The 3,552-nt window shown below is 63.1% G+C and carries 5 protein-coding genes; all 5 read right to left on the bottom strand.

Going from position 1 to position 3,552, the window contains the following annotated elements:
* A partial coding sequence (locus HMPREF9538_RS31480) for a HisA/HisF-related TIM barrel protein (RefSeq protein ID WP_009484564.1) occupies window positions 1-109 on the bottom strand: 109 nt, incomplete at its 3' end.
* On the bottom strand, window positions 109-699 hold the full coding sequence (hisH, locus tag HMPREF9538_RS18555; RefSeq protein ID WP_002912227.1) for an imidazole glycerol phosphate synthase subunit HisH: 591 nt from the start codon (window positions 697-699) through the stop codon (window positions 109-111). The genes HMPREF9538_RS31480 and hisH, both read right to left, overlap by 1 nt.
* Window positions 699-1,766, bottom strand: a complete 1,068-nt coding sequence (gene hisB / locus HMPREF9538_RS18560; RefSeq protein ID WP_004144133.1) for a bifunctional histidinol-phosphatase/imidazoleglycerol-phosphate dehydratase HisB — start codon at window positions 1,764-1,766, stop codon at window positions 699-701. The genes hisH and hisB overlap by 1 nt, the downstream gene beginning before the upstream one ends.
* Window positions 1,763-2,824 (bottom strand): histidinol-phosphate transaminase, encoded by a 1,062-nt coding sequence (gene hisC, locus HMPREF9538_RS18565; RefSeq protein ID WP_004149000.1) that lies wholly within the window; start codon window positions 2,822-2,824, stop codon window positions 1,763-1,765. The genes hisB and hisC overlap by 4 nt, the downstream gene beginning before the upstream one ends.
* On the bottom strand, window positions 2,821-3,552 hold a 732-nt coding region (hisD, locus tag HMPREF9538_RS18570), incomplete at its 5' end, for a histidinol dehydrogenase (protein WP_009484563.1). The genes hisD and hisC, both read right to left, overlap by 4 nt.

Genomic DNA, 3,552 nt, shown 5'->3' with positions numbered 1-3,552 from the left:
CCTGCGGGCGCGGCAGCGGATCGCTGCCATAGTCGCGCTGCTGGCCGTAATCGCCCTGATGGAGACGAACGACGGTGCCGTCGATTAAATCTAAAGCAGGAATAATCATCACATCTCCAGGAAGTTTTTCAGCAGCTGCGCCCCGGCGCTCCCGGAGCGCTCCGGGTGGAACTGCACGCCAAAGAAGTTATCTTTCTGCACCGCGGCGGTGAACGCCTCGCCGTAATTGCACTGGGCGATGGTGTACGGGTTGACCGGCATGGCGTAGCTGTGCACGAAGTAGAAATACGCGCCTTCTTCAATGCCGCGGAACAGCCGATCGCCAGCTTTGGCATAAACCCGGTTCCAGCCCATGTGCGGCAATGGCAGACCGTGGTCAGTCATCTTCGGCACCTCTTCTTCGATAATGCCTAGCAGATCGACGCCGTTGTTCTCCTCGCTGCGCTTGCCGAGCAGCTGCATGCCCAGGCAAATCCCCAGCACCGGCTGGGTACAGGCTTTGATCAGGTCGATCAGCTCGCGGTCGCGCAGCTGATCCATCGCCGCCTGGGCGGTGCCGACGCCGGGAAGAAACAGTTTATCGGCACGCAATACCACTTCCGGATCGCGGCTGACCACCGGCTCATAGCCGTGGCGGCCAATCGCCGATTTCACCGAATTGAGGTTGGCGCAGCCGGTATCAAGGATCACCACATTCATTACAGCACCCCTTTGGAAGACGGCAGGGCATCGCCCTGGACGCGGATCGCCTGGCGCAGCGTACGGCCAAAGGCTTTGAACAGGCTCTCCACGCGGTGGTGATCGTTCTTGCCCTTGGTTTTCAGGTGCAGGGTCACCGCCATGGTGTAGGAGAGCGAGCGGAAGAAGTGTTCCACCATCTCGGTGCTCAGATCGCCGACGCGCTGATAGGTGAAGTCCGCCTTATACTCCAGGTGCGGACGGCCGGAGATATCCAGCGCGCAGCGGGCGAGACACTCGTCCATCGGCAGCACGAAGCCGAAGCGGTTGATGCCGCGCTTGTCGCCAAGGGCCAGCTTCAGGGCTTCGCCGAGGGCCAGGCCGGTATCCTCCACCGTGTGGTGGTCGTCGATGTACAGATCGCCGCCGACGTTAACCTCCATGCGGAAGCCGCCGTGGGTGGCGATTTGGTCGAGCATATGGTCAAAAAAGCCGACGCCGGTATGGATCTTGCTGCCGCCTTCGCGGTCCAGCCACACTTTCACATCCACCTGGGTCTCTTTGGTGATGCGCTCGACGTGGGCATAGCGGTCGCGGCGGGTCAGCTGCTCGCAGATGGTCGGCCAGTCGAGCGTCTCGCGGTCATAGCGCAGACCGGTAATTCCCATGTTATCCGCCAGCTCAAGGTCGGTGGCCCGGTCGCCAATCACATAGCTGTGGGCTTTATCCAGCACGCCCTCTTCCAGCCACGGCAGCACCAGCTGCGTTTTTGGCTTGCGGCAGGCGCAGTTGTCGCCCGGGAAGTGCGGACAAATCAGCACCTCTTCAAAGTTAACGCCCTGCGAGGCGAAGATCTGCATCATCAGGTTGTGCGGGCCATCAAACGCTTCCTGCGGCAGACTGTCGGTTCCCAGGCCATCCTGATTGGTGATCATCACCAGCTTATAGCCTTCCTGCTGCAGCTTCAGCAGCGCCGGGATCACCTGCGGCTCAAACGCCAGCTTGTCGAACCGGTCCACCTGGAAATCCTCCGGCGGTTCGGAAATCAGAGTGCCGTCACGGTCAATAAAGAGATACTTCTGGGTCATACATTCTCCGCAGTCAAGGCGTCAATCACGCGCTGGCTCTCGGCACGGGTACCGATAGTGATACGCAAACAGCCGCTTAATGAAGGTTGTTTATTCTGGTCACGTAAGATAATGCCCTGATCCCACAAAGATTTAAACACTGCGCTGGAGGCGGTTATCCGCGCCAGCACATAGTTGGTCTCGGAATCGAAGACCTGCTCCACGCAGGCGATGCCGCGCAGCTGTTCCACCAGGTAGCGGCGCTCGTCAAGGATCTGCGCCACGCGCTGGCGCATCGCGGCGATCCCCTCCGGGCTCAGGGCCTGGGCGGCGATATCGGCCACCGGCGTGGAGAGCGGGTACGGGGCGATCACTTTCAGCAGCACGTTGATCACCTCGGCGTTGGCGAGGGTGAAGCCGCAGCGCAGGCCGGCGAGGGCGAAGGCTTTGGACAGCGTGCGCAGCACCACCAGGTGCGGATAGTCGCTGAGCCAGCCGGCCAGCGTCGCCTGCGGGCAGAATTCAATATAGGCTTCGTCGGCCACCACGATGGCTTTGCCGCGGGTCATCTCCAGCAGGTCGCGCATCGACTGCGGGTCGATAATCTGCCCGGTCGGGTTGTTCGGGCTGCAGACGAAGACCACCTTCACGCCGTCCAGCCGCGCTTCGATGCCCGGCAGGTCGAGCTGCCAGTCGGCCAGCGTCGGCACGGTGCGGCACTCGACGCCGATGGTCTCGGCGCTGACGCTGTACATGCCGTAGGTCGGCGGGCAGTAGAGCACCGCGTCTTCGCCGGGCTCACAGAAGGCGCGGATCAGCAGCTCGATGCCTTCGTCGGCGCCGCGGCTGACCAGCACCTGCTCCGGTTTGACCTCGGCGTAGCGGGCGTAGCTCTCAATCACGGCCTTCGGCTGCGGCTCCGGATAGCGGTTCAGCGTCTGTTCGGTAAGCTGGAAGGCTACGGCGGTAGGGAATTCGTTGGCGTTGAGCCAGACGTCGCCTTTGCCGCCCAGCCGGCGAGCGGATTGATACGGGGTCAGCGCGCGGACGTTGGCGCGGGCTAAATCTTCAATGCTCATGCTTGCTCCTTCAGGGCGGCAACGCGCAGCGTTACGGCGTTTTTGTGGGCGTCAAGGCGCTCGGCGGCGGCCAGGATCTCAATCGTTGAGGCGAGGGCGGCAAAGCCGTCGCGCGACAGCTCCTGCACGGTCATCCGCTTCTGGAAGTCGGCCAGACCGAGGCTTGAGCAGGTGGCGGTATAACCATAGGTCGGCAGGACGTGGTTGGTGCCCGAGGCGTAGTCGCCCGCGGATTCCGGTGACCAGTCGCCAAGGAAAACGGAACCGGCGCTGGTGATGCTGTCCACCAGCTCGCGGGCCTGACGGGTCTGAATGATCAGGTGCTCCGGGCCGTACTGGTTGGAGATAGCCACGCACTGCGCCAGATCGCGAGCCACGATGATCCGGCTGGCGGAGAGCGCCACGCGGGCGGTTTCCGCGCGCGGCAGGGCGGCCAGCTGGCGCTCCACGGCTTCGGCGACGCGGCTGCCCATGTCGGCGTCCGGGGTCAGGAGGATCACCTGCGAGTCCGGGCCGTGTTCCGCCTGCGACAGCAGGTCAGAGGCGACAAAGTCCGGGTTGGCGCCGCTGTCGGCGATGACCAGCACTTCCGACGGGCCGGCCGGCATGTCGATGGCTGCGCCGTCCAGACGCTGGCTGACCTGGCGTTTGGCTTCCGTGACGTAAGCGTTGCCCGGGCCAAAGATTTTATCCACCTTCGGCACCGACTCGGTACCGAGGGCGAGGGC

The organism is Klebsiella sp. MS 92-3 (assembly GCF_000195655.1).
Lineage (GTDB): Bacteria > Pseudomonadota > Gammaproteobacteria > Enterobacterales > Enterobacteriaceae > Klebsiella > Klebsiella pneumoniae.
Note: the sequence above shows the minus strand (reverse complement) of the source record. Positions and strands in the feature narration are given on the sequence as shown.